Source organism: Pseudokordiimonas caeni (assembly GCF_026719705.1).
GTDB lineage: Bacteria > Pseudomonadota > Alphaproteobacteria > Sphingomonadales > Kordiimonadaceae > Gimibacter > Gimibacter caeni.
The window spans coordinates 66,020-88,553 of the sequence record NZ_JAPPRR010000003.1 but is presented as its reverse complement, the minus strand read 5'-3'; the positions used below and the strand labels follow the sequence as shown (position 1 = coordinate 88,553).

General features: G+C 60.9%; 18 protein-coding genes. 6 read left to right on the top strand and 12 right to left on the bottom strand.

Annotated elements, in window-relative coordinates:
• Positions 1-52 precede the first annotated feature (52 nt).
• The 8 genes from OU694_RS13645 to glk form a co-directional block, all read right to left on the bottom strand.
• Positions 53-523 (bottom strand): hypothetical protein, encoded by a 471-nt coding sequence (locus tag OU694_RS13645; protein WP_308911565.1) that lies wholly within the window; start codon positions 521-523, stop codon positions 53-55.
• A 27-nt stretch (positions 524-550) separates the two neighbouring features.
• Entirely contained in the window at positions 551-1,003 is a 453-nt protein-coding gene (locus OU694_RS13640) for a PH domain-containing protein (protein ID WP_308911564.1), read from the bottom strand.
• Positions 1,004-1,105: 102 nt separating this feature from the next.
• Complete coding sequence (locus OU694_RS13635) at positions 1,106-3,433, bottom strand: beta-N-acetylhexosaminidase (protein ID WP_308911563.1); 2,328 nt, start codon at positions 3,431-3,433, stop codon at positions 1,106-1,108.
• A gap of 125 nt (positions 3,434-3,558) precedes the next feature.
• Entirely contained in the window at positions 3,559-5,070 is a 1,512-nt protein-coding gene (locus tag OU694_RS13630) for a tryptophan halogenase family protein (RefSeq protein WP_308911562.1), read from the bottom strand.
• A 9-nt stretch (positions 5,071-5,079) separates the two neighbouring features.
• Entirely contained in the window at positions 5,080-6,651 is a 1,572-nt protein-coding gene (locus tag OU694_RS13625; protein ID WP_308911561.1) for a tryptophan halogenase family protein, read from the bottom strand.
• Positions 6,641-7,345: a SapC family protein gene (locus OU694_RS13620; RefSeq protein ID WP_308911560.1), complete on the bottom strand. Its 705-nt coding sequence runs from the start codon at positions 7,343-7,345 to the stop codon at positions 6,641-6,643. The genes OU694_RS13625 and OU694_RS13620 overlap by 11 nt, the downstream gene beginning before the upstream one ends.
• Before the next feature lie 103 nt (positions 7,346-7,448).
• Positions 7,449-9,983 (bottom strand): TonB-dependent receptor, encoded by a 2,535-nt coding sequence (locus OU694_RS13615; protein WP_308911559.1) that lies wholly within the window; start codon positions 9,981-9,983, stop codon positions 7,449-7,451.
• Between the two features lie 151 nt (positions 9,984-10,134).
• The gene (gene glk / locus OU694_RS13610) at positions 10,135-11,172 is read right to left on the bottom strand and encodes a glucokinase (protein ID WP_308911558.1); all 1,038 of its coding nucleotides are present in this window, start codon (positions 11,170-11,172) and stop codon (positions 10,135-10,137) included.
• Between the two features lie 359 nt (positions 11,173-11,531).
• On the opposite strand from glk, the gene OU694_RS13605 reads away from it, so the two are divergent.
• Positions 11,532-12,572 carry a LacI family DNA-binding transcriptional regulator gene (locus tag OU694_RS13605; RefSeq protein WP_308911557.1) on the top strand — a complete coding sequence of 347 codons (1,041 nt, stop codon included), beginning with the start codon at positions 11,532-11,534 and terminating at the stop codon, positions 12,570-12,572.
• 89 nt (positions 12,573-12,661) lie between these two features.
• Here OU694_RS13605 and OU694_RS13600 read toward each other — a convergent pair whose 3' ends face one another.
• Positions 12,662-13,714 carry a PEP-CTERM sorting domain-containing protein gene (locus OU694_RS13600; RefSeq protein WP_308911556.1) on the bottom strand — a complete coding sequence of 351 codons (1,053 nt, stop codon included), beginning with the start codon at positions 13,712-13,714 and terminating at the stop codon, positions 12,662-12,664.
• A gap of 446 nt (positions 13,715-14,160) precedes the next feature.
• Here OU694_RS13600 and OU694_RS13595 point away from each other — a divergent pair, with 446 nt between their 5' ends.
• From OU694_RS13595 to OU694_RS13580, 4 genes are all read left to right on the top strand, one after another.
• Entirely contained in the window at positions 14,161-14,301 is a 141-nt protein-coding gene (locus OU694_RS13595; protein WP_289503810.1) for a hypothetical protein, read from the top strand.
• The gene (locus OU694_RS13590; RefSeq protein ID WP_308911555.1) at positions 14,298-14,891 is read left to right on the top strand and encodes a 2OG-Fe(II) oxygenase family protein; all 594 of its coding nucleotides are present in this window, start codon (positions 14,298-14,300) and stop codon (positions 14,889-14,891) included. Before OU694_RS13595 ends, OU694_RS13590 begins: the two co-directional genes overlap by 4 nt.
• Positions 14,892-15,018: 127 nt before the next feature.
• Positions 15,019-16,479, top strand: coding sequence for an NAD-dependent succinate-semialdehyde dehydrogenase (locus tag OU694_RS13585; protein ID WP_308911554.1), 1,461 nt, complete (start codon positions 15,019-15,021; stop codon positions 16,477-16,479).
• Positions 16,480-16,546: 67 nt separating this feature from the next.
• The gene (locus OU694_RS13580; RefSeq protein ID WP_308911553.1) at positions 16,547-17,131 is read left to right on the top strand and encodes a hypothetical protein; all 585 of its coding nucleotides are present in this window, start codon (positions 16,547-16,549) and stop codon (positions 17,129-17,131) included.
• Here the strand turns inward: OU694_RS13580 and OU694_RS13575 are convergent.
• The 3 genes from OU694_RS13575 to OU694_RS13565 all read right to left on the bottom strand — a co-directional run bounded on the left by OU694_RS13575 (position 17,094) and on the right by OU694_RS13565 (position 20,577).
• On the bottom strand, positions 17,094-18,239 hold the full coding sequence (locus tag OU694_RS13575; protein WP_308911552.1) for an abortive infection family protein: 1,146 nt from the start codon (positions 18,237-18,239) through the stop codon (positions 17,094-17,096). The genes OU694_RS13580 and OU694_RS13575 overlap by 38 nt on opposite strands.
• A gap of 97 nt (positions 18,240-18,336) precedes the next feature.
• Positions 18,337-19,713: an aminotransferase family protein gene (locus tag OU694_RS13570; RefSeq protein ID WP_308911551.1), complete on the bottom strand. Its 1,377-nt coding sequence runs from the start codon at positions 19,711-19,713 to the stop codon at positions 18,337-18,339.
• Between the two features lie 9 nt (positions 19,714-19,722).
• Complete coding sequence (locus OU694_RS13565; protein ID WP_308911550.1) at positions 19,723-20,577, bottom strand: D-amino-acid transaminase; 855 nt, start codon at positions 20,575-20,577, stop codon at positions 19,723-19,725.
• 151 nt (positions 20,578-20,728) lie between these two features.
• Between OU694_RS13565 and OU694_RS13560 the strand changes: the two genes are divergently transcribed.
• The gene (locus OU694_RS13560) at positions 20,729-22,525 is read left to right on the top strand and encodes an acyl-CoA dehydrogenase (protein WP_308911549.1); all 1,797 of its coding nucleotides are present in this window, start codon (positions 20,729-20,731) and stop codon (positions 22,523-22,525) included.
• The last annotated feature ends 9 nt before the right edge of the window (positions 22,526-22,534 follow it).

Genomic DNA, 22,534 nt, shown 5'->3' with positions numbered 1-22,534 from the left:
CGCGACATTCCCCTCCCTGTCGCGGCCTTTTCATTTTAGGGAAAGAGCTCGGTCAGACGAGCAGTTCGAAGCCGAAAACCCGGCTCGCCTCGGAAAGCCGCTGCCGGATGTCGTCGGGTGTCTCGCTCAGATCCTGCATCAGGATATCGATGCCGCCACCGGCCTTGCGGTTGATGCGGAGCCTGGCTGTGCCTTCGTTGTAAAGAATGATCTTTTCAACTTCATCCCAGCCCAGTTTGCGGCGCGTGGGCAGGCGCAGTTCGGCCCCCTTTTCCGTCAGCACCAGATAATCGGTACGCACCATGAAGGCGTCCCGCGCACTCCTGAAAAGGAAGACAAGCAGCAGCCCGAAGAGAATGGCGAACAGATAACTCGCACCATTCGGCGGGTCGACCGTATCGCCGAATCCGGCGAGCGAAAGGAACAGATCAGCCGAGAACGCAAGAGCGGCGAGCGACAGAAGCGCGGCCACCACCAGCCGGCGTTTCAGATAGATGACCTTGGCGTGAAGCGTGACAATCATGGGCAGGCTTTGTTTGGCGATTGTGGATCAGGACGCGAGACCGAGCGCACCCGCAAACTCGCGGGGGCTTTCCACGCTCAGGATATAGCGTTTGCCGTCGCGAAGCTCGAAGAAAACGGCGGCGGCGGGATCGGTGACCAGCACGAAGGCAGCCTTGCCGTCCTTCAGCCGGTAGGTGCCAACCTTCAGGTTCGGGAGCCCGGTACCATTCAGCCGGAGCGACAGGCCGAGGGCCTCGTCGGTTTCAAGGTCAACCCGACGGAAAGAGTCAGGCAATATCTCGGCCCGCGGTACGATCTGCTCATAGGGGAAAAGACGGATGTTCAGAACCTTCTCATCCACAAGATAGGCATGCCGCGTGCCATACTGGGCGAACAGCACCAGTGCCGCATAAAGCAGGGCCAGCGGCACCAGCACATAAAGCGACCACATCAGGCTCGGCACCAGATCGACGGCCGGGGCGGAAAAGGCGACTTTCATTCATAACCTCCATCCGAAAGGGTCCCGTGGGGTGACAGGACCCTTGTTGGCGAAGATTACGGCATTTTTGGGCCGACACAATCTTTGGGTGTTATTTCACACCTAATTAGCGATAAGTTCTACCTTGTGAATGGCCCAGAGCGGATCGAATCCCGGCCGGGTGAAGCGGAAGCACAGGGTTTCCATCTCGCCCTGCGGTGCGATATCGGCCTCGATGGCGGCCACGCCGGTCTCGCCGGTGATCGGCGCAAGCGGCAGGGTGGCGATGCGGTCACCGCCACAACCGGGCGCCGTGACGATCAGCTCGCCGCCCGGTGTTTCTTCCGGCATTACCTCCACCGCCGCGATCCCCGAGGCGAGCTCGAAATTGAAGGGCAGTTCCGAGACACTAACACGGATTCTGGTCACGCCTTCCATATCGGCATCTTCGTAAAGCCAGCAAGGCTTCATGATATCGATATTGAGGGGCACGCGCACACCACCAAGCGGGCCGTCGTCTTCGAGCCTGAGACGCAAGGCATTGTCGCAATGCTTCAGATCACCCCCCATGCGGGTGCGAAGGGAGGCGATATCGAGCCCGAAGTCACGCGGGGCGGCAATCTGCACGCTGCCCGCAAAGGTCGCGGCCCGGAGGACACCTTCAAGCGGCAGGTCGAGCGGGGCAGTCACTTTGGGCGAGGCCAGTGTCGGCGCGCTGCCATCAAGCGTGTAGCGGATGTCGCCGTACCCGAGCTGGTTTGTGACCGTCACACTCACCCGGTCGCCGCTGCGGTCCGCCGCAAAGGCCGGCGCGAAGCCGGTGTCGGAAACCCGGACCCCCATGGCCTGCCAGCGACCAAGCTGATCGACAAGGCGCGGCAGGAAGGCTGCAAAATCGCGCTTGCCTTCTTCGGTCCATGCCATTTCGGCGAGCGCTGCAATACGCGGGAAGATGGCGGTTTCAACCCGGTCATCCGTGCGCATATGTTCACTCCAGACATTCGCCTGCGCGCCGAGGATATGGTGGCGCTTGTCCGCCGCCAGTTCGGCCGGCACGGGCTCGAACTCGTAAACCGTTTTCAGCGATTGGGCGATCGGGCGGCCCGGCTGTTCGTCGGCGCGTTCTGTGGCGAGGAAATCGAAATACAGGGTCGGCGACGGGCTCATCACCACGTCATGGCCGTGGCTGGCGGCCTCAAGCCCGCCTTCGGTGCCGCGCCACGACATGACAGTCGCGTTTTCCGAAAGCCCGCCTTCAAGGATTTCATCCCAGCCGATGAGAATGCGGCCGTGCGACGAAAGCCATTTATCGAGCCGTTCGACAAAATAGCCCTGCAGGGCCTCCTCGTCCGTCAGGCCCTTTTCCTTGATGAAGGCCTGCACGCCGGGGCTTGCCTTCCACTGGTCCTTCACCGCCTCATCGCCACCGATATGCACATAGCGACCGGGGAACAGGTCGACGATTTCAGTGAGCACGCCTTCAAGGAAGGTGAAGGTCGGCTCATAAGGGTTAAAGAGCGTCGTATAGACCCCCCATTCGGAGCCTGCATGGGTCGGCGCCGTCACGCCCGGAATATCGTTCACGGCCAGTTCCGGATAGGCCGCAATCGGCGTGGTGGCATGGCCGGGCACCTCGATCTCGGGCACGATGGTGATGGCGCGCTCGGCGGCATAGGCCACGATTTCGCGGATCTCATCCTGCGTATAGAAGCCGCCATAGAGGCGCGGCTTGCCGGTTGCGGGATCGATATCTTCCGCTGCCGCGCGGCCTGCCGGCACGCGCCAAGCGCCAACCTCGGTCAGTTTCGGGTAGCCCTTGATCTCGATCCGCCAGCCTTGGTCGTCCACCAGATGCCAGTGGAAGGTGTTGAGCTTCAAAAGCGCCATCTGGTCGAGCAGTTTCTTGACGAAATCCTTGCCGCGGAAATGGCGAGCTTCATCGAGCATCAGGCCGCGCCAGCCGAAGCGGGGGGAATCCTCGATGGTCAGGGCCTTCAGCTGCACACCAGCCGGGGCGGGCACGTGCCCCAGCAGTTCAAGGAAACTGACCCCGCCATAGAGGAGCCCCGCATCAGTTGAAGCCTCAATCGTGACACCGTCACCGGAGACATTCAGACGGTAGGCTTCTGTCCCCAGGCCGTCACGCCGCACGAAGCGCACGGCACCTTCAGTACCCGTTGTGAGGGTGATGCCAACCAGTTTTTCTGCATAGGTGGCGACGAAGGCCGCAGCTTTTGCCGCCCCCTCGTCGCCCGCTGCCACAGCGATCCCTGCCTTGGGGGGCAGCACGAACAAGCCCTCGTCGGCGAATTGCAGAAGGCCCGGTGTCGGCAGCAGGGAAACCGGCACATCAAGGGGGTCCGCCCCTTTGCCTGCCTCATCAACCCGGTCGCCGCAGCCCCACAGCATCAGTACCGCCACCGCGCCGCCGATCCATTTGCCTGCCTTCATCGTCGCTCCCCCTTCTTGTCCAGTCTCTGCGGGGAAAAATCGGCGGAGCTTCATCCGAAGCCCCGCCCAGTTCCCCAATATCAGCCGGAGAAATCGAACCGGCCGATCCCTGATGGCGCCAGGCATCACATATGCAGCTGGCGCAGATAATCTCCGTGTGGTGCCGTGTTCTTCACCGCCGTGTCGCCCATGCGGGCAAGATCGGCGAAAACAGCTTCCGTCTCGGCCGGGTCGGCGCGGGTCCAGAGGTCCGGCCTGTGATCCATGCCATAAAGGATGTAGCGGTAATTCTCGTCCGTGAAGATGGTCGAGAAACTGCCCGAAAGGTCCGAAAACTCACAGATCTTGTGCCGCCATGCTTCAAGCTGCGCCTTCAGCCACGGGGTATTGTCAACCGTGGCAGGCGCAGCGCGCCAGAAGTCGCTGTCGTCGCGGTCGGTAAGGCAATAATGCAGCACAATGAACTGCTTGAGGTCCTGATAATAGCCGCGCATCAGGCGGTTGAAACTGTCACGGACCGACTGGTCGGGCGCGCCTGAAAGGTGGGTCCCCATCAGCCCCGCCGCCAGATTGATGAGATGCAGGCCGGTCGATTCCAGCGGCTCGATAAAGCCTCCTGCAAGCCCGGTGGCGATACAGTTGCCGACCCAGAATTCGCGGCGGCAGCCCACTTTCATGTCAAGGTGAGTGCATTTCAGCACCTTGCTTTCAGGCCCAAGGAAAGCCCGGAGCTCGGCTTCCGCCTCTTCACGGGTCAATCGGTTGCCATCGTAAACATAGCCCGTGCCCTGCCGGTTCACGAGATCGATCTGCCACGCCCAGCCGTTCGTCAGTGCGGTGGCGGTCGTATAGGGTTTTGGTGCTTCGCCGGGAGCCAGTTCCCGCTGCAGCGCGACCGCGCGGTTGCACGGCAGGGCGTCTTCAAAACTTTCCCAATTGTCGGCCTTCAGCCGGTCGATCAGCAGCCCGCGGAAGCCGGTGCAATCGACAAAGATGTCGCCCTCGAACCGCTTGCCGTCGTTCGTCACAACCGCCTTGATCGCCGCGCCGTCGCAATCGACATCGGCGACTGTTGCCTCCACATGGCGCACCCCAGCTTCAATAGCCTTGCGACGCAGAAAGCGCGCCATCAGGGTCGCATCGATATGATAGCCATAAGGCACCACGCCCTGATAGGCGCGGGAAGTCATGGTCTTCGGCCCGCGCCGCGCTTTCATGAGGGCGGCTGAAAGGCTCACACCCTCGTCATAGCGCTCCGCCCCCGCCCGCTCGCTTGTCAGCCACTGGCTGGAGATATCGAGCGTGCGACCGAGCGGCTGGTGCTCGAACGGGTGGAAATATTCATGGGGTTTCCCATCCACCGGCTTCATCCAGTTGCGGAACAGGATGCCAAGCTTGAAGGCACCGTTCGTTTCCTTCAAAAGCTCGGCTTCATCCAGCCCCATCTGGGCGAAGAAGAAGCGCACGCTGTGCACGGTGGCCTCGCCCACGCCGATGATGCCGATATCCGGGCTTTCGATCACCGTGATATCCATGTGCCGACCGGCCAGATTGAAACGACGGTTGAGATAGATGGCGGTCATCCAACCGGCCGAACCACCGCCCACAATCACCATCGATTTGCGTGCCTCTGCCATCCCCGCCCCTCAGATCGTTTGCAGGCCGTACCGCTTGATACGGGCAATCAGTTCACGGTGCGGCAGCAGTTCGCCGCACAGTTCGCGTGCCTCGCGGCCGATATCATCAAACAGGCGGCGGGCGGCATCGGCCTCGCCGTAGCGTCCGGCGAGCGGCACCATGTCGGTTTCGAACTCCATGCCGTACAGGACATAAAGATAATTCTCGAGATTGAAGATCTCGTACCTTGTGGCGAAGTCATAGGCCGTCGGCGGCTGGTGGCGCCAGACTGCCAGTTGCTCGGCAAGGTGCTCCGGAATGCCATCCTCGCACCGGTTATCCTGCCAGAAATCGCTGTCGGTGCGCTTTGTCAGGCAATAATGCAGCTTGATGAAATCGATCACCCGGTCCCAGCCATAGCGGACCCGTTCGTTGAAGCGACTGGCGACCGCATCCATCGCCGCGCGGGTGCCTGGCATCTGTTCGGCCAGCATCCGGGCCGTAACGTCATAGACAAGGATGCCAGTGGCCTCGAGGGGTTCCACAAAGCCCTGCGACAGACCGATGGCTACGCAATTGCGCTGCCAGAACTTCTCGCGCATGCCGATGCGCATGGGGATACGGCGCGGGGTCACCTCGTCAGCCATTTTGCCGATTGTCGGGCGCAAGTATTCGCGAAGGGCGGCTTCCGCCGCCTCGTGGCTTGTATGCGCCGAGGAGTAGACATAACCGGTGCCCCGGCGGTCGGTGAGGCCGATATCCCATACCCAGCCGGCATCAAGCGCGGTCGCATGGGTGCAGGACGGCAGCGGCTCATCGGGGCTCGCATAAGGCACCTGCACGGCAAGCGCATGCTCGCAGAAAAGCACATCGCTTTTGGGCACGAAGCGGACACCCATGGCGCCTTCGATAAGCTTTGCCGAAAAGCCGGTGCAATCGACGAAAAGATCAGCATCCACCCGCCCGGCGCGGTCGGTTTCCACTGCTGCGATATCGCCACTTTCGGCCATCTCCACGCCCGTAACATTCGCGAGGATATGTTTCACACCGAGCTTTTCGGTCGCGTGGCGCATCAGGAAGGCGGCAAGCTTCGGGGCGTCCAGATGATAGGCATAATTGGTGATGCCTTCATATTCGGGCTGGGTCATCAGCTTGGGGCCAAGATGCTGGTCGATAACCTGCCCCTGCACCGAAACAGCATCCACATAGCTTTTGTCGCCCGCTGCCCCCATCAGCCAATAGGGCGTAGGGTCCAGGCCGTCCACGGCCGGATAATCGAACACATGGTGATAGGCGCGTGTGGGGTGGCTGCCGGGATTGTGGACCCAGTCCACAAAGCGGATCGATTGCTTGAAGGTGGCATCGCATTCGCGGATGAAATCGGTTTCGCGGATGCCGAGATGCTTCAGCGTCTGGCGGAAGGCGGGCACGGTGCCTTCGCCTACGCCGATGATCGGGATATCGGGGGATTCAAGAAGCGTGACGGCGACACCCTCCGGGTCTGTCGCCCGAAGGCGGCGGGCAAGATGGCTGGCTGCAAGCCAGCCAGCCGTCCCGCCGCCGACGATCAGGATATGGCGGATATGGCCATCAGGCCGCATTACGCCCCGCCTTGAGGGAAGCCAGTCGGCGCACCTGCTGCAGCGAGAAAAGATGCGCATAGATGACCGGCAGGATGCCGCGCTTGCGGAGGTCAAGGAACTTGTCGTCCGCCAGTGCGTTCAGTTTGGATTCGTCAATCAGATAGATGCCATCCAGCTGGATGCGCTGACCCTTCACATCAACGCCGAGGCTTTTCTGCACAAAGAGATCGAGATCGACAAAAAGCTTGATGATGCTGTTGGTGATCATGTCCTGCTCGACATAGCTTTGCAGGCCCTGCTTGCGCATCTGCAGATAGTCGGTTTCGGTACCGTTTTCGTAAAGCGCGTCGCCTTCGTCGCCAACCAGCGGGCTCGCGTCATCGATGCCATAGACCAGGCGGCCGGTGCCATCTTCGAGATTCACGAGCTTGAAGGGCATGTTCATCACGATTCGCGGCACATAGACATCGGCCCAGCCATCGGGGCCGGCGAAAAGATTTTCCTTGCTCTCGAGCCCGAGCAGGGCAACTGCCTGAAACTGACCGGTTTCGCCGTTCTTCACAAAAACCACAGGCATGTCGGCAGCTGCGGCCGGAATTTCCTGAATGACGAGCGGCAGAATCTGGCTGTCCAAAATCACTGCGGAACGCGGATCCTTGACCTTGATCTTGTCGTGGATGGTGGCCTGCAGGGGCACAATATTGATAGTCATGGTGTCTCCTTTACCTCGAATGCCGTATTGGTAAAGCTTTGCCCGCTACAGTCCAGAAAAAGGGGAACGTATTCCCCTTTTTCTTTGCTTACATGGTTAATGCTCAGAACTTCACAGCTGCGCCAAGCGTGATACGGCGCGGCATCTCGTACTCATAGAGCGGGAAGCCGTTGGTGAAGCCGCTGTTCGGTGTACGCGCAGCGTTGTTGCCGAACTGCTTGGAGCTTTCCTCGAGGATGTTGTTCACATCCAGTTTCAGCGAGATATTGCTGGTGATGAACCAGGACGCGCTGAAATCGAGGCTGCCATAGTCGTCATGCAGGCGGTTGCCGTAAGAGCCCGACTCACGCAGCATGTAGGCACTGCGCCAGTTGTAGGCGAGACGCGCCTGGAAGTCCTCGTTCTCATAGTAACCGGTCAGGTTCAGCGAGTGCTTGGAGCTGTCCGACAGGATGCGGTTGCGGTCCGTGAAGGTATCGCGGTCCGTCTTGGCATCGGTGAAGGTATAGTTGGCGATCGCGCCGAAGCCGTTGCCGAATTCCTGCTGATACTGGAATTCGAAGCCCTTGGCGGTGGCGGCCTTGCCGTTCACCTTCTCCTGCACCGTCCAGCCGGCAGCAATCTCGTCCGGGCGCAGCACACCCGGGAACGGTACGTCAGCATCGTCGGCATGATATTCGGTGAAGTTCACGAAGTTCTTCACGTCCTTCATGAAGACAGCCGCCGACAGAAGCGAGCCTTCAGCGAAGTACCATTCCACGCCGACATCAAACTGGTTTGCCACGAACGGCTTCAGGCCGACGTTGCCGATGATCCAGTACTGGTTGTTCGGCAGGTCGTCGTTGGAGCCCACAACGTTCGGGTTCACATACATGTCGACATATTGCGGACGCGCCATCACGCGGGCAGCCGAAGTGCGGACGATCACATTCTCCGCCACATCGAAGGCCACGTTCAGGCTCGGCAGGAACTGGTTGTAGCTGCCGTCCGTATCGGTTTCGGTGCCGCCGACGAAATAGGTCGAAGTGGCATCGGTATGGATGAAGCGAACGCCGAAGTTACCGCGGAAGCCGTCACCCTCGAAGGAGCTCATGCCGTAAGCGGCAAAGTTCTTCTCGGTCACTTCCGAATAGGCACCAAGGTCTTCGACTTCGCCGGTGATGCTGGCTTTTGCCCAATCCTTGATCGCCTCGGAATCGAAGCGGATCATCTTGTAATCGCCGGCGCCCACGTCATAGGTGCCGGTGGCGAGACCCGAAGTCGAAAGGATGTTGTCGAAGCCCGCAGCCTGCGTGAACTCGAAGCGGCGGCTCGTGGTATTGTGGTCGGCATATTTCACACCGGCCTTGAAGGTTTTCAGCACGCCAAGATCCAGATCCCACTCGGCATCAGCCTGGACATACCATTCCTTGTCGGTCTTCGGCGTCTTGTTGAAGGCCGAGCCAACACCCATGGCAAGCGAACCCGGATCGTAGGTTTCAAGGTCGAAGCCTGCGAGATCCCACGTCTGGTTGCCATTGCGGAAATCATAGGTGCCGCCGGGGATCGGGGTGCCGCCGGTGCCATCATCCACAACCATCTCGAAATCGGTACCACCGGTCGAGCTGGTGCGACCCACCTGGAACCAGGCTTTGTAGCCTTCGCCCGTGTAGGTGGTCGACAGGTCGATGACATCCGAATTCATGGTCGCTTCACGCGGACGGGCCTGATAATAGGCCACATTCAGCGGGCCGGCGACCGGGGTGCCGAACAGCTGCTCGTCGGGCGCCACATCAACGCCGCACCAGGTGCAGTTGCCCTGCGTCAGCCACAGCGCATAGTTGGTGTTGTCCGCCTTCATCTGCATGTCGGTGGCATTGAGGACGATGTCGAGTTCCTCGGTCGGGCGCCACTGAATGGTGGCGTTGAGCGCGCGACGCTTGCGGTTCTGTTCAAAGCCGACCGGGCCAGCGCCCCATTCCCAGAATGCTTCGTTACCCTGACGCTGCAGGTGACGCTGCTGATACACGCCCGAAACGAGGATACCGAGGGTTTCCTCGGCGTTTTTCCAACTGTACAGGGCCGACGCCTGCGGATCGACCTCGCCCGAATCTTCCTGATACTGGCCTTCAACCGACGCGTAGAAAGAGCCTGAATCCATTTCAAGCGGCTTGCGGGTGTTGATCACAACGGTACCGCCGACGCCGCCTTCAGCAAGGTCAGCCTGGCTCGACTTGTAAACCTGGATATTGCCGACAAGCTCCGACGGCAGCAGTTCATAGTTGAACGAGCGCTTGGCAGGCTCGAGCACGAACCAGCCGGTCGAGGCCACGTTCTGGCCGTTGAGCGTGGTCAGTGTCAGATCCTGGCCCGCACCACGGATCGACACGCCGGCGCCTTCGCCGAACTGCCGCTGGATGGTAACGCCCGGTACGCGCTGCAGCGATTCCGCCACGTTGCGATCCGGGAATTTGCCGATATCCTCGGCCGAAATGGCATCGACAATGCCATCGTTGTTGCGCTTGACATCAAGCGCTGCCCTGAGGCCGCCGCGGATGCCGGTTACGGTGATTTCCTCGAAATCGCCGTTGCCTGCTTCCTGGGCCTGCACCGCGCCAGCGGCCGCCCCGATGAGCGCAAGCGCGCTCACACTTTTCATGAATGACTTCCGTGTAACCCTCATGTCTTCCTCCTGGTTCCCTCGGTAAAGTTTCGCCGCCCCGGCCTTGCCTGGGTCAGCTTCGCCCTTGGTAGTCTCGAGGCCGCAACTTCGGCCCTTCTTCAAACTCCCGGCTTTGATGCCGGGTAACTCAAACTCGCAACTCGGTGTTCACGTACCACCCGGCTGCGCCGATCACGCCCAACTGGCCGTGGTCGATAAGCCGCACCGGGATGTCTTCCAGAAAAGGGCGCATGGCCCCCTTGTCCGCGAACCGCTCCATGAAGCGGCTCGCCAGAAGATAGTCGCGGATCGATGGCAGGATGCCGCCGGCGAGGTAGAACCCGCCGCGCGCGCCGAACGCGAGCGCGAAATCGCCCGCCGCGCTGCCCATCAGTTCGCAGAATTGTTCAAGTGTCTCAGCGGCAAGCTGGTCGCTGCCTTCAAGGCCAGCGGCGGAGACCGCCTCGGGCGTTTCAAGCCCTGCCGCCCGCCCGGTCACATCGGCCATGGCATGGTAGAGGCGCAGCAGGCCCGGCCCCGAAAGCGCGGTTTCGAGCGAGACGAAGCTGTGACGCTTCTTCAGCGCTTTCAGAAGCTCGATCTCGCGGTCCGTCACCGGGGCAAGCGAGGCCTGGCCAGCTTCGGTATTCAGCGCAAGGACAGTGTCGCCGCTGTGCGCCAGCACCGCAGCCCCAAGGCCGGTGCCCGGCCCCATAACGCCGATCGTATCGCGCGGGCTGGTCTTGGCGCCCTTGTTGAGGATCACTGTCTCTTCGGGCTTCAGATGCCGGGTGCCATAAGCGACCGCGACGAAATCGTTGATGGTGCAGATGTCGGCAAGACCGAGCTTGTCGCGGATATCGGAAAGCTTCACCGACCACGGCAGGTTGGTGGCGATAAGGTCATCCCCCACCACATAGCCGGCACTGGCAAGCGTTGCGGCCTTGATGCCGGTCGGGCCGGTGGCAGCGACAAAATCTTCAACGATGGCGGCGAGGCTCGGGAAATCGAGGTTGCGGTATTTTTTATAGTGATGGATCGACAGGGCATTGCCATTCACGTCGGCATCAATCACCGCGAGGCGGGCATGCGTACCCCCTACATCGGCTGCAAACAGACGATAGCCGGACACGGCCTGTGCGTTTGGCCGTTTGCCAGAAATGTCCAGTCCCGTCATGGCCTGCATATGCAAGTCGCCCCTTCACTTCCCGTCGGGCACATCGCTGCGCCCTGTCCCGTTCGCATGGCGGATAACGCCGCGCCCGAAGCCACGCCCCCGCGTGTCATCTGATTGTCATGCTTATTGATTATGACAACGTTGTCTAGTCTATTTTTTCATGTATGCTTACGATGTCATTCATAATGACGACGTTATCATTGAATTATCGTGACGAGTCATGGGGATAGGCCGTACACTGCAACCAGCCCGGTAGCATTGACGCATTCAAAGCAGCCAGCCATAAGGGTGATCGGGGACAAACGACCCGCCGGAAACAGGCGGATGAGTCTCGGCGCCGCACCCGGCGACTGGAGAGGGGAACAAGCTTGAGCAAGGCAACGATCAAGGATGTGGCGCGACAGGCCGGAGTGTCGCTCAAGACCGTTTCCAGGGTGATCAACAATGAACCGACCGTTCGCACGGAGACGCGCGAAAAGGTGCAGGAAGCCATCAATAATCTCGGCTATCAGCCCGATATGGCAGCCCGCAACCTGCGCGGCGCCACCTCTTATGCGGTTGGCCTCGTTTACGACAACCCCAACCCATATTATGTGGTCGATATCCAGCAGGGCGTGCTGAAATGCTGCCGCGAACTTGGCTACGGCCTGCAGATCCATCCGTGCGATGCCGCCTCGCCTCAGCTGATCGACGAACTGGCCGACCTCGTGCTGCATTCGCGCCTCGCAGGCCTCGTCCTTGCGCCGCCGATTTCGGAAAATGACGATATCGTGCAGGCACTCGCCGACCGCGGCATCCATGTGGTGCGGATCGTCTCGGGCGCCGAGGCACCGGGCGGCCCTGCCCCCGCCGTGCATGTGAATGACCGCGCTGCGGCCTACGCACTGACCGATCATCTTGTCCAGCTCGGCCACCGGCGCATCGCTTTTCTTTCGGGGGAAGAGGAACACCGCTCCACGCCCGAACGGCGCGCCGGTTATGAAGCAGCCCTCCGGGCACACGGCCTGCCTGTCGACCCCGCGCTCATTCTGCCCGGCCGCTATACCTTTGATTCGGGCTTCAACCGCACGCAGGCGCTGCTTGCCGGGACCGACCGCCCGACTGCCATTTTCGGCTGCAACGACGAGATCGCGGCAGGCGCGTTGGCCGCCACCCGCGCCAACGGCATGACGGTGCCCGGTGACCTGTCGATCGCCGGCTTCGAGGATAGCCCCTTCTCGCGGCAATCGAGCCCGCCCCTGACGACCGCAGCCCAGAAGACTGAAGCCATCGCCCGGCAGGCCATGCTGCGACTCATCGGCGCCATGCGGCCCCACACAACGGAAGATATGGGTGCCGGCCCCGAGGCAGACGTGTTTGTCCCGAATCTGATCGTTCGCCCGTCAACCGGGCCGGTGACCAGTCGCTAGGCATCGGTTTCACCGCAGGTACATCTGAACAGAAAAAGGCGGCCCACATGGAGCCGCCTTTTCAAATTCATTGGACGTGTCGCTTCGCGTCAGGCGCGGCGGGTTTCCGCCGCGATCGATTTGCGCCGACGGCGCACCATCGAGGCCACACCGGCGAAGCCCAGAAGCATGGTCAGCCAAGTTGCAGGCTCGGGGATCGCAGGGACACTGCCGCCCGGATTGCCACCGCCACCGGGGTTATTGCCACCGCCACCGGGGTTGCCGCCTTCGCCGCCACCAGTCGGATCTTCAGGGTCGAACGGACCATCCGGGCCATCATCGTCGTCACAACCGTCAATCAGGCAGGAGTCGTCAGGAATTTCGATGGTGTTGTCGTCATCGTCGTCATCGCCGCCGGGGCCATCGGGATCGCCGCCACCGCCGCCGTTATCACCATCATCTCCACCGCCGCCCTCGTCGCCGCCACCCTGGTCGCCACCGCCACCATTGTCACCGCCGCCGCCGTTGTCACCACCTTCGCCATCATCTTCATCATCGGGGTCTTCGGGTGAGCCGCCTTCACCAGCGCCGCCACCGCCGCCACCGGGGCCGCCTGCACCACCGCCGCCGCCACCGGAACCGCCGCCGGAGCCACCACCCGAGCCGCCCTCGTCGCCAGAGCCATCGCCCGAACCGTCGCCAGCACCATTGCCGCCTTCGCTCAGGCCCGTGGCGCTGCTATCGCCGCCATCGCCGCCGCTGCCGTCGCCTTCACCATCAGCACCAGCCAGCCGGTCAAGGCCCTCCTCGCCGGACACGGCGTTAAAGAGATAGCTCTCGCCACCTTCTTCACCTGCGCCGACCGGGCGCCGCTCAGCATAAAAGAAAATGTCTTCCCAAGGCTCGCCTGCCGGGTTTGTGCGGCCGAAACCGGCTGCCGGCAGAAGATCGTTGGCAAGGCGTGCCGCAAGCGCCGCGAGATCGAAACCGCCAGCCGAACCGCCCGGGCGCAGCGCGCCGGCATTGCCAGCATTCGGAGCCGTACCGCCGAGGCCACCGCCGCCGCCAAGGCTGATATAGCTGGAGGTCGCCAGAAGAACAACCAGCAGGGCAGCTGCCTTCTTGCTCACACGGCTTTTCGATTTCACTAGCGTCTTACTCATGGTCTGTACCCTTGTACATCCCGCCGGTTACCCGGCGCATCGAGCACACCGCACTTGGGGCGCACTCTATTAAACTTCAGTTAACCTCGGACTCGGGACAGTGTCCACACATTGCCGACATATCACCGAGATACAGTTAACGATTGCCTAAAATTGTATCAAATCGGCACAAAATCAAAAGAAAACAGTTTCTTCCGCCGATTTTGCCAAAAGCTGTGACACGAAACCAACACAAGGCCTTGCCAGAGTCGTGACGCTGAAACCGCACATCTTGGAGGCGAAATCCTATTTGCTTTTATGACAGTTTCATTATCATGGAAGGAGCGGGCGGCCCTGTGGTGCCGTAATCCGGGTTGTTTCCGGTCCGCATGGAGCATGGAATGCCTTTAGCGACGAGTCTGGCCGACCTGAATCAAGCGGCCAATCATTTCACCGGCAAGTGGCCCGTGAGCGAAGTTGTTCTCCTCAATGCACTGAACACCGGTCATTCGGCCGACGACATTGCCAACCGGTTTGGCGTGACGGTCGAGGACGTGGTGCGCCTGTGCGACGAGTATGATCTGCAGAGCTGCCTCGGCGAATCGTGACCCAGCTGGTTCCGCCAACCCTGCGGTTGGCGCCGTTCGTGGCCCCGCTCGGGGTCGACGAAGGCCTGCTTGACGATCTGATAGCCAGGCTGGATGCGGCGGAAGAAGCGACGGAGACCCGGCTTGCCGGGGGCGTCGCAGATCCCAATGTACGAGCCTCCACCAGCCTCTGGCTCGATCTCGACACAATCCCGGATCTCACATCTGCCCTCATACGGTTCGCTTCGGCGACCGTCGATGAAGCTTTTCCTTTTGCCATCGACGGGTTCGAGGAAGGCATCCTCCTGCAGCGCTACCGCGCACTTGGAAGTGCTGCCCCGCTCGGCGACCATTATGACTGGCACGTCGATATCGGTGCGGCCGGCACCACGCGCAGCCGCAAGCTTGCGCTTGTCGTGCAGCTTTCGAACCCGGCCGATTATATGGGTGGCCTTCTGGAAGTGAATCTCGATGGCATGCCTGTCGCTGCCCCCATGGAGCGCGGCGCCGCCATTGCCTTTCCAGCCTTCGCGCCGCATCGGGTGACGCCGGTGACAGTAGGCACCCGCTATTCGCTTGTGGCCTGGATGCATGGGCCGGCGTTTCGCTAAAAGTAAATTCCGCATATCGGAATTTGTGACATAAATAATTTCAAAAACAATAAAGCGCCCTCTTGCCAGCAGCAAGGCGGGCGCTTAGGTTATGGCCAACTTCATCCTTCCCTTTCAGGAGACGATCATGGCGCTCACGCTCAAGGACCCGAGCCTTCTGGCCACCAAGGCCTATATCAATGGCGAGTGGGTCGATTCCGATGACGGCAGCACGTTCGATGTGCTGAACCCCGCGACCGGTGAACTGGTCGCCAAGGTCGCAAGCTGCGGCGGTGCCGAGGCACGGCGCGCTATTGAAGCCGCCAACGCTGCCCAGCCGGCGTGGGCCAAGCTGACCGCCAAACAGCGCGCCGATATCCTGCACCGCTGGGCCGACCTGATCGTTGAAAACGCTGATGACCTCGCCGTCATCATGACCGTCGAGCAAGGCAAGATCCTCGCCGAGGCGAAGGGTGAGGTCGTATATGCCGCGAGCTTCATCAGTTGGTTCGCCGAGGAAGGCCGCCGCGTTTACGGCGACGTGATCCCGACGAACGCCAACGACCGCCGCCTGATCGCCATCAAGCAGCCGGTCGGTGTGGTGGCCGCCATCACGCCCTGGAACTTCCCGGCCGCGATGCTGACAAGGAAGGCCGGTCCCGCGCTCGCCGTCGGCTGTACCTTCATCATGAAACCCGCCAAGGAAACCCCGCTGTCGGCCAACGCCTTGTGCGTGCTGGCTGAACGCGCCGGCATCCCCAAGGGTGTGGTGAACCTCGTGTGCGGCAGCTCGGCAAGTGCCATCGGCAACGAACTGACCGGCAACCCGCTGGTGCGCAAGGTCACCTTTACGGGCTCGACCCCGGTTGGCAAGCTGCTCCTTGCCCAGTCGGCCCAGACGGTGAAGAAGGTTTCGATGGAACTGGGCGGCAACGCGCCTGTCATTGTGTTCGATGATGCCGATCTTGACCGCGCTGTCGCCGGTGCCGCTGCCGCCAAATACCGGAACGCCGGCCAGACCTGCATCTGCGCCAACCGTATCCTCGTGCAGGACACGATCTATGACGCTTTCGTCGAAAAATTCTCGCGCGTCGTGGCGGGCTACAAGGTCGGCAACGGCCTTGATAAAGACACCCATATCGGGCCGCTGATCCACGAAAAAGCCGCCACGGACGTTATCGGCATGGTGGACGACGCTGTGAAGGCTGGCGCCAAGGTGGCCGTCGGCGGCAAGCGCCACGCACTTGGCGGTTCGTTCCTCGAACCGACCGTCCTGACCGATGTGAACCCCACGATGCGTGTCTTCCGTGAGGAGATTTTCGGCCCCGTCGCCCCGGTCTTCAAATTCTCGACGGAAGAAGAAGCCATCCACATGGCGAACGATACCGAGTTCGGCCTTGCAGCCTACCTGTACACCGGCAACATGGGCCGTGCCTTCCGGGTATCCGAAGGGATTGAATATGGTATGGTCGGCATCAACGAGACCGCCATCAGCTCGGAAGTCATTCCGTTCGGCGGCGTGAAGGAATCCGGCCTCGGGCGCGAAGGCTCCAAATACGGGGTCGACGACTATCTCGAGATCAAGCTTCTCTGCATCGGCGGCCTTTGAACTGCCCAGCAAAGCGAGACGTTCGGATGGGGCCTCAGCGGCCCCATCTTTTTTGGGGAGACGACCATTGAAGCTCGCCTATCTCGGTGAAGCGAAAACAGGCGGGGAACCGTGGCATGTGGCAGTACTTGTCATCGCCGACCCTGACCTGCACTGGGCGGCGGTGGATGCGGCCTTCGCGGATATCCGGGAGGCGCACCTCCTGCCCGGGGACCGCACCACCTGCACCTTCAACCCCAAGGAAATCTTCCATGGCTCCGGCACTTTCGCGCGGGACCGCTACGAGTTTGAAACCCGCATCGCGCTCCTTGAAGCCCTGACCGACCTGCCTGCCGCCCTTGGCCTGAAGCTTTTTGTAGCGGCGGTCCCAGCGGAGAATTGCACGCAGGAAGACGCCCGCACGCTTGTCCTTGAAGCCCTCGATACGGATGAAGCCATGGCAGTCGTCACCGACACCGAAAGCAGCCTCAAAGCCAGCCCCTTCGGCCCGCCCCTGATGGCCGACCGCGCCACCAGCCCCCTCCTCCAGCTCGCCGATATCGCCGCCTTCATCGCCAAGCGCGCGGCAGCCGAGAAAGAGGATACAAAGGAGCTGTACGAGCGGCTGCTGCCGATCATTTGCCTTTCAGGCTTTGCCGGTAAGCCCATGTAGAGACTAGGAACATTGCCATCGACCCGGCTAGGTTTACTGCTAACTCGGCATGGCGGGGCTGCGGGCGGGTAGCCCTTTTCCCGGTGCCATGGGAATCTCCTAGCTTGTTTCGAATACTCGCGAGCTGATTTACGACAGCCTGACAGTTCCCAAGAATTGCCTTGAAGACAGGTTCATCATACTGGACCGGGGATAGCTTTAGCTGCTCAGCAGTTGCATTATACAACTTCGGAAGATCGTCTTTGTCACCATATGCCTGCCCAGCATCATCTAAAATATGTTTGCATACGGTCTCTACCAGTGACTTTGCCGCAGTGATGGCCCCGTCCGGATCCATGCTTCTACGCGACAAAGCTTTGTTCCACATGCTGTGCACGCTCTCCTCATCGAAGGTGAACAACGCGTCGGAAATGATTTGATCAGCCGGCATCTGAGCTGCAGGCGTCATTCCCACTACATCAAAGACAGGATACCCAGAGATTGAATTCGTTCGCGTCAGGCAGAAACCATCACGTTCAATTATTTTGTTAATCTCAGACACGATCTCATGCTGCGATTCCTCATCGCGCCTACGAGGGTGAACCACATCTTCTAAAAACCTAAAAATCTTGAACTGCGAAGCTTTATGAAACCCTACAAGCTTCAATACGTATTCGTTTTCAATGTCATAGTTATAAACAGCATGCTGTTGAATAAAGTCAAAGATGCTGGTGTTTTGCTCAGGAGATGCTTTCTCGAATCTAATGTCTGGCCAGTGTTTGGTTAGCAACTCCATTAAATCCTCACTACCCTCCAGCCGAATTGTATCCAGATAGCGCACAAGGTGTTTCCGAGATATTTCGGACAAGTAATTCTTGCCGCCCTTGGTATTACCAAGCGCTTTTTTGAGAGCTTCGGATGGGTGAGACTCCAGCACTTTTGCAGCTACAATTGCGACTTCCGAATTCGTAAGGATCGCCAATCGTTTCGTCACATAACGGCGTTTGCTACTGAATGCCTCGTTCTGAGAGCCACCATCCAGCCCCACTCGTACGCAGACATCTGGCAGCACATACGCGCTCTCGGAATAAAGAGCCTCAACGATTAAACTGCGAAGTTCGGCAGACACAGCGAAATTCCTTGGTAAGGTTTCGAAGTGATCAACGTTACTCACGCATATCAAGTACTGACAAGCTGGGATTTACTAGGTCAGGGGCGTCATTTCATCAAAGCGTCGCCAGAAATGCCCGCAGCGAGGCCTCCAGCCGCGCGACCAGATCGTCGCATTCGGCTTCCGTGATGCTCATGGGCGGGGAAACCATGATCCAGTCGCCGTTCTTGCCGCCGGCGGTGCGACGGGCGTAGATCATGAGGCCATGGTCGAGCCCGAGCGTGCGGACCTTGTCGATCACGTCGGCCTCCGCCGGGAAGGATGTTTTGGTGGCAGGATCAGCCACAAATTCAAGCGCCATCAGCATGCCGCGCCCGCGGATATCGCCGATCATCGGCAGGCGTTTCTGAAGGTCGGTGAGGAGCCCCTTGAGGTAGGCCCCCGTGGTGGCCGCCTTTTCAACCAGCCTTTCGCGTTCGTAGATATCCAGCACCGCAAGGCCGACCGCACAGCAAACAGGGTTAGCCGAATAGGTGTGGCTGACGTTGAACCCGGTAAGCTCGGCAAGCTCATCCACCATCGCGGCGGGCATCAAGGTGGCGGCGAGCGGCGCATAGCCGGCACCAAGCCCCTTGGCGAGCACGACGATATCGGGAAGCGCATTTGGATAATGGTGGCTCGCCAGGAATTTGCCGGTTCGGCCCGAGCCACAAAGAATCTCATCATGCACGATCCAGATGCCATATTTATGACAGACGGCATGCACGCCCCGGAAAAAGGCATCGGGCGCCACGTTGCAACCGGTGGATAGCCCGCCGACGGGTTCGAACACGAAGCAAAGGATATTCTCGGGGCCAGCCGCAACAATCGCGTCCTCGAGCGCCTGCACGCAGTCTTCTGCATATTCCCCGGCATTCCGGTTGCCCGGTACGCGGTAGGTGACAGGGGCGGGGATCTTCACACTCGGGATCGAGAAGCCATCCAGAAAATTCGCATAGGCGTCATCCCCGGTGATCGACAGCGTGCCGATGGTGCCGCCGTGGTAAGACGGCCGGCAGCTGATGACCGTGCGCTTGGCTTTCATGCCCTTGGCGAGCGCATAGGTGCGCAGGAACTTGATCGCCGATTCCATCGCCTCCGACCCGCCAGAGGACAGCGTCACCCGCTCATACCCCGGCCCCGCGAGGGCTGCGAGCCGGGCAGTCAGCTCCATATTCGGGCGGTGGCGGCTGGTGCGGCTGTAGGCGAAGTCCATCGTGCGGGCTTGCGCTGCCATGCGGTCCGCGATCTCGGCCCTGCCGTGCCCGACGTTCGAAACGACAGGCCCCGAGGAGACATCGATATAGCGCTTGCCGTCCTCGCCGATCAGCCAGATGCCCTCGGCGCGCTCGATGATCGGCAAAGGCACCTTGTTCGAGGCCGAATAAAACAGGTCCTGCGGGCCGCCGGGCTCGGCACGGAACGCGCGGGTGATGGCGATGGCGTCGGTCATGGGAAAGCCTCAGACAGCGGTTTCAATCGCATGATTGATGTAAATCTCGCGCAGACGACGGGCCACGGGGCCGGGCGCACCTGCCCCCACCTTGGCGCTGTCGATGCGGATGACGGGGGTGACGAACGTAGTGGCGGACGTGATGAAGGCTTCGTCCGCGCCTTGCGCCTCGTCCACCGTGAAGGGGCGTTCCTCGATCGTCATGCCGGTCTCGGCTGCCAGCGTCACCACGCTCGCCCGCGTGATGCCGGGCAGGAGTGCGGTTGAAAGCGCACGGGTGATGATGCGGCCGTCCTTGACGATATAGGCATTGTTGGAGCTGCCTTCGGTGACATTGCCGTCCGCGTCCACAAACCAGGCGTCGTCCACGCCCGCGTCCGCCGCAGCCTGCTTGGCAAGCACCGCCCCCAGAAGCTGCACGGTTTTGATATCACAGCGCCCCCAGCGCAAGTCGGGCGTGGTGATGACGCGGATGCCGGTTTCCGCCGCCTTCGAGGCCACCAGACTTTTCACCTGCGTGAACATCACGAGGCTCGGTTTTGCAGCCTTCGGGAAGGGGAAATCACGATCTGCGGCACCACGGGTGACCTGCAGGTAAACCACGCCTTCGGTGAGGCTGTTTTTTGCGATCAGCTCTTTCTGGATCGCGGTGATCTCGTCACCGCTTGCGGGGAGGTCGATGGACAGGGCCTTGCAGGAGCGCGCGAGCCGCGCCAGATGCGCCGCATTGTCAATTAGCTTGCCACCGATCACCGAGGAGACTTCGTAAACGCCGTCCGCAAACAGGAAGCCCCGGTCGAAGACCGAAATCTTCGCCGCTTCTTCGGCCAAAAACTCGCCATTCACATAGACCGTCCGGCTCATCGCTTCACTCCCTCGGGCGTCAACACGGGGCGAACCTAGCAGCGCCCCAAGCCCCCTTCAAGCGCGACCCGCCCTTGTGCGAACAGTGGACAGTTGACAGACTGGCTTTGCCGTGGCCCCATGGCGACCGCATTAGTTAGGGAGGCTAATCATGCCGCATATTTTCAGCAGCCGCGATCTCGACTTCCAGCTGAAGGAAGTCCTGAATGTCGAGGAACTCACCGGATGGCCCGCCTTTGAAGGCCATGACACGGAAACCTTCGACGCGATGATCGAAACGGCCGCAAAAATGGCGGAGGACCTCTTTCAGCCGCACGCCGCGAAGGCGGACGCAAACGAGCCGACCTTTGATGGCAAGACGGTTTCGATGATCCCGGAGACCAAGGTCGCGCTCGACGCCTATGTCGAGGCCGGCTTCATGGGCGCAGGCTTTGCGGAAGAACATGGCGGGCTTGGCCTACCCACAACCGTCACTCGCGCCGTCGGCTTCATCTTCAACGCTGCGAACGTCGGCACCTCGGCCTATCCCTTCCTCACGGTGGGCGCCGGCAACCTCCTTGCCGCGCATGCCACGGAAGACCAGAAAGAACGCTTCCTGAAGCCGATGGTCGAGGGCCGCTGGTTCGGCACCATGTGCCTTTCCGAACCGCAGGCGGGCTCCTCGCTCGCCGATATCCGCACCCGCGCCGAACCGCAGGCTGATGGCACCTATCGCCTTTTCGGCAACAAGATGTGGATTTCAGGGGGCGAGCAGGAGCTTTCCGAGAATATCGTCCATCTGGTGCTCGCCAAGATCCCGGGCGGCCCGGCGGGCGTGAAGGGCATTTCGCTCTTCATCGTGCCGAAACGGCTGGTGAACGAAGACGGCAGTGTGGGCGAACGTAACGATGTGAAGCTTGCCGGGCTCAATCACAAGATGGGCTACCGCGGCACCACCAACACGCTCCTCAATTTCGGGGAAGCGGGCGGTGCTGTCGGCTATCTCGTCGGTGAAGCGAACAAGGGCCTCGCCTATATGTTCCATATGATGAACGAGGCACGGATCGGTGTGGGCATGGGGGCCGTGTCGCTCGGCTACACTGGATACCTCCACGCGCTTGACTATGCCCGCGGCCGCCCGCAGGGTCGCCCCCTTGATGGCAAGGACCCGACCGCGCCGATGGTGCCGATTGTGGAGCATGCCGACGTGAAGCGGATGCTGCTCGCCTCCAAATCCTATGTCGAAGGCGGCCTCGCGCTTGGCCTTTATGCCAGCCGGCTCGTGGATGAGGAACATTTCCACCCGGACGCAGCGCGCCGCGCCGAGGCGACAGACCTTCTCGATATCCTCACCCCCATCGTGAAAAGCTGGCCGTCGGACTATTGCCTGAAGGCCAACGATATCGCGATCCAGGTGCATGGCGGCTACGGCTATACCCGCGATTATCCGGTCGAGCGCCTGTACCGCGACAACCGCCTGAACCCGATCCATGAAGGCACCAAGGGCATCCAGGGCCTCGATATCCTCGGCCGCAAGGTACCGATGAACGGCGGCCGCAGCCTGAAGGCGCTGGTCGCCCGGATGACCGATACCATTACGGAAGCGAAATCAGTGCCGTCGCTTAAGGAGCATGCCGCCACGCTTGAAGCCCTGATCGCCAAGATGGGGGCAACGACCGCCGCGCTGATGCAGGCGATGGGCACGCAAGGCCCCGGCCGCGCGCTTGCCAATGCCAGCCTCTATCTTGATGCCCTTGGCCATATCACCGTCGGCTGGATGTGGCTCAAGCAGGCCTTGGTGGCGGAAAAAGCGCTGGCAAACGGTGCCAGCGACGCAGGCTTCTACGAAGGCAAACTCGCCGCCTGCCGCTATTTCTTCACCTATGAACTGAACACCATCCCCGCCCAGTGCGACACGCTGGCGATGGTCGATGATACGAACGTGGTGATGCAGGACGGCTGGTTCTGAAAACGGAAA

What these genes read in the sequence shown, in the direction of transcription:
- OU694_RS13645 (WP_308911565.1), bottom strand. Translation starts at nt 523, where the DNA reads ATGATTGTCACGCTTCACGCCAAGGTCATCTATCTGAAACGCCGGCTG.
- OU694_RS13630 (WP_308911562.1), bottom strand. Translation starts at nt 5,070, where the DNA reads ATGGCAGAGGCACGCAAATCGATGGTGATTGTGGGCGGTGGTTCGGCC.
- OU694_RS13625 (WP_308911561.1), bottom strand. Translation starts at nt 6,651, where the DNA reads ATGCGGCCTGATGGCCATATCCGCCATATCCTGATCGTCGGCGGCGGG.
- OU694_RS13640 (WP_308911564.1), bottom strand. Translation starts at nt 1,003, where the DNA reads ATGAAAGTCGCCTTTTCCGCCCCGGCCGTCGATCTGGTGCCGAGCCTG.
- OU694_RS13585 (WP_308911554.1), top strand. Translation starts at nt 15,019, where the DNA reads ATGGCGCTCACGCTCAAGGACCCGAGCCTTCTGGCCACCAAGGCCTAT.
- OU694_RS13565 (WP_308911550.1), bottom strand. Translation starts at nt 20,577, where the DNA reads ATGAGCCGGACGGTCTATGTGAATGGCGAGTTTTTGGCCGAAGAAGCG.
- OU694_RS13560 (WP_308911549.1), top strand. Translation starts at nt 20,729, where the DNA reads ATGCCGCATATTTTCAGCAGCCGCGATCTCGACTTCCAGCTGAAGGAA.
- OU694_RS13615 (WP_308911559.1), bottom strand. Translation starts at nt 9,983, where the DNA reads ATGAAAAGTGTGAGCGCGCTTGCGCTCATCGGGGCGGCCGCTGGCGCG.
- OU694_RS13570 (WP_308911551.1), bottom strand. Translation starts at nt 19,713, where the DNA reads ATGACCGACGCCATCGCCATCACCCGCGCGTTCCGTGCCGAGCCCGGC.
- OU694_RS13600 (WP_308911556.1), bottom strand. Translation starts at nt 13,714, where the DNA reads ATGAGTAAGACGCTAGTGAAATCGAAAAGCCGTGTGAGCAAGAAGGCA.
- glk (WP_308911558.1), bottom strand. Translation starts at nt 11,172, where the DNA reads ATGCAGGCCATGACGGGACTGGACATTTCTGGCAAACGGCCAAACGCA.
- OU694_RS13620 (WP_308911560.1), bottom strand. Translation starts at nt 7,345, where the DNA reads ATGACTATCAATATTGTGCCCCTGCAGGCCACCATCCACGACAAGATC.
- OU694_RS13635 (WP_308911563.1), bottom strand. Translation starts at nt 3,433, where the DNA reads ATGAAGGCAGGCAAATGGATCGGCGGCGCGGTGGCGGTACTGATGCTG.